Below are 3,284 nucleotides of genomic sequence, written 5' to 3' on the forward strand. Positions count from 1 at the left end.
TATTAAACGTGTACGAAATATTGATGGAGAAAAAGTAATTTTAGATATAAACCATTTTGTATCGGAATATATTCCAGGATTAACGAGAGAAATTGCAACTGCATCGATTTATAAATACATTGAGAAAGAATTAGGGCTACATATTAGCTATTCACAGCGGGTAATTGAAGTGCAACCATGTACAGAGGATGACCGAAAGTATTTGGATTTAAATGGAACAGACTATGTTGTCGTTGTAAAAAACTTTACTCATTTATACGATGGGAGTCAGTTCGAATATACGGAATCACGTCACCGTTTAGATATTTTTCACTTTTCGGATGTGGCGCGAAGAAAATAAAGAGATGGAGCGAAATAATCGTTCCATCTCTTTATTTATAAAAAATCACCAACTTATATATATGAGTGTTGACTAACTTATATATACGAGTTAATATGTAAGTGTAAACGGTATCAAAAAAAGAAAAGAGGGACGGGAATATGGGGAAAGACTATCGTAAAACAGCAAAAGAAGTGTTGCAGTATATTGGTGGGAAAGACAATATTGAACAAGCTGCGCACTGTGTAACGAGGCTACGTATCGCTTTAAAAGATGAAAATAAAATAGATAATGATAAATTACAGTCTGTTTCATTAGTAAAGGGAGCGTTTCATAACGCTGGGGTATTTCAAATTGTAATTGGTCCAGGTGATGTCGATCGAGTATACGCTGAATTGATAACGCTTGCAGGTATGGAAGAATCGACAGTAGCTGACGTAAAAGGTTCAGGGGATAAAAAATTAAATCCAGTTCAAAAGTTTGTAAAAGTATTTTCAGATGTATTTATGCCGATTTTGCCAGCAATTATTACGGCAGGTTTACTAATGGGGATTAATAACCTATTAGGGGCAAAGGACTTATTTTTTGATGGGAAAAATTTATTAGAAGTATATCCGAACTTAGGTGGGCTTTGGGATTTAATTAATATGATGGCCAATACAGCATTCGTATTCTTACCGGCACTTGTTGGTTGGTCAGCAACGAAGCGCTTTGGTGGTAGTCCAATACTAGGGATTGTTATGGGATTAATGCTTGTGCATCCGGCCTTATTAAACGCGTGGGATTATGGAAAAGCAGCGACTGGTTTAGAGGGACAAAAGATTGAGTACTTCGATATTTTAGGGCTATTCCAAATTGAAAAGGTAGGGTATCAAGGTCAAATTTTACCCATTTTAGTAGCAGCATTCGTATTAAGTAAAGTTGAAATCTTCTTAAAGAAACATGTGCCAAACGCAATTCAATTATTAGTTGTACCAATTACAACAATCGTTGTAACGGGTGTGTTAGCGTTAGGAATTATCGGTCCAGTTACACGTCATATTGGCGATTTATTAACGGCTGGATTAGTTGGCGTATATGAAACGGTACCAGTACTTGGAGCAGTATTATTTGGAGCATTATATGCACCGCTCGTAATTACAGGAATGCATCATATGTTTATTGCAATTGATTTACAGCTAATTGCACAGCACGGCGGTACATTTATTTGGCCGATGATTGCTCTTTCTAACATTGCACAAGGTAGTGCGGCACTAGCGATGTTCTGGATTTCTAAAAATCAAAATGATAAAAGTATGGCATCAACATCAGCAATCTCAGCGTACTTCGGTATTACAGAGCCAGCGATGTTCGGTGTGAATTTAAGAAATAAATTCCCGTTCTATGCAGCGATTATTGGGTCTGCTATAGCAGCGATATTTATTACATTAAATGGTGTATTAGCACCAGCAATCGGAATTGGCGGATTGCCAGCATTTATTTCTATCATTCCGAAATCGATTCCGATGTTTATTGTAGGGATGATAATCGCAGTAGTAATTCCATTTACATTAACATGGTTATTTGCGAAACGAGTAAAACAGAAGTAGGAGGAAATTAAGCATGAAAGATTGGCATAAAAGTGTAGTCTATCAAATTTATCCGAAGAGCTTTAATAGTTACTATAATAAAGAAACCGGTGATATAAAAGGGGTTACAGAGAAACTAGACTATTTAAAAGAACTTGGAGTAGATTATATTTGGTTAACACCGATATACGAATCACCACAAAACGATAATGGATACGATGTAAGTGATTATTACAGCATTGATCCATCTTACGGAACGATGGAAGAGTTTGAAGAGCTTTTAGAAGAAGCGAAAGTACGTGACATTGAAATCATGCTTGATATCGTTGTAAATCATAGTTCAACGGAGCATAAGTGGTTTAAAGAAGCAAAAGAAGATAAAAATAGTCCGTATCGTAATTATTATATTTGGCGTGATGAAAAGAATAATTGGCAGTCTAAATTTGGTGGATTTGCTTGGGAATATGATGAGCAGACTAAGCAATATTATTTACATCTATTTGATGAGACACAAGCTGATTTAAACTGGGAAAATGAAAAGCTTCGTGAAGAAGTGTACGATATGATGCGCTTTTGGCTGGAGAAAGGTGTAAAAGGATTTAGGTTAGATGTAATTAACTTAATTTCAAAAGACCAACGTTTCTTAAATGATGATGGTAGTACTGCGACAAGTGATGGGCGTAAATATTATACAGATGGTCCGCGCGTCCATGAATATTTACAAGAGATGAACCGAAATGTTTTTGAAGGGAAAGATGTAATTACAGTTGGAGAAATGTCATCTACGACAATTGATAATTGTATTAAATACTCAAACCCTGAGCGTAATGAACTAAGTATGACGTTTAGTTTCCATCATTTAAAAGTAGATTATCCGAATGGTGATAAGTGGACGAAGGCTGATTTTGATTTCATTAAATTAAAAGAAATTATGTCTAATTGGCAAATTGAAATGCAAAAGGGCGGAGGATGGAATGCGTTATTCTGGTGTAATCATGACCAGCCTCGTATTGTGTCACGCTTTGGAGATGATGGGAAATACCGAAATCAATCTGCTAAAATGTTAGCGACAGCTATGCATATGTTGCAAGGAACACCTTACATTTATCAAGGGGAAGAAATCGGTATGGCGAATCCTAAATTCGAGTCCATCGAGCAATATCGTGATGTGGAATCGTTAAATATATATGATATAAAGCTAGAAGAAGGATTATCAAAAGAAGGGATTATAGGGATTTTAAAACAAAAATCTCGTGATAATTCACGTACTCCGATGCAGTGGAATGAAGAGGTGAATAGTGGTTTTACAACAAGTACACCTTGGATTTCAGTGGCTGAAAACTTTAAAGAAATAAACGTAGAGAAGGCATTAGAAGATAAAGAATCTGTATTTTATC

General features: G+C 35.8%; 3 protein-coding genes. All 3 read left to right on the top strand.

Annotated elements, in window-relative coordinates; all coding sequences use genetic code 11:
* Positions 1–340 (top strand): UTRA domain-containing protein (locus AB3X49_RS19920; protein WP_367964278.1); only part of this gene is annotated, 340 nt, incomplete at its 5' end.
* 140 nt (positions 341–480) lie between these two features.
* A complete protein-coding gene (gene treP / locus AB3X49_RS19925) occupies positions 481–1,908 on the top strand; it encodes a PTS system trehalose-specific EIIBC component (protein WP_002010521.1) in 1,428 nt (475 codons plus the stop codon).
* Positions 1,909–1,921: 13 nt separating this feature from the next.
* Positions 1,922–3,284 (top strand): alpha,alpha-phosphotrehalase (gene treC, locus AB3X49_RS19930; RefSeq protein ID WP_367964280.1); only part of this gene is annotated, 1,363 nt, incomplete at its 3' end.

The sequence above is a fragment of the Bacillus sp. C30 genome, from assembly GCF_040838255.1.
GTDB classification, from domain to species: domain Bacteria; phylum Bacillota; class Bacilli; order Bacillales; family Bacillaceae_G; genus Bacillus_A; species Bacillus_A mycoides.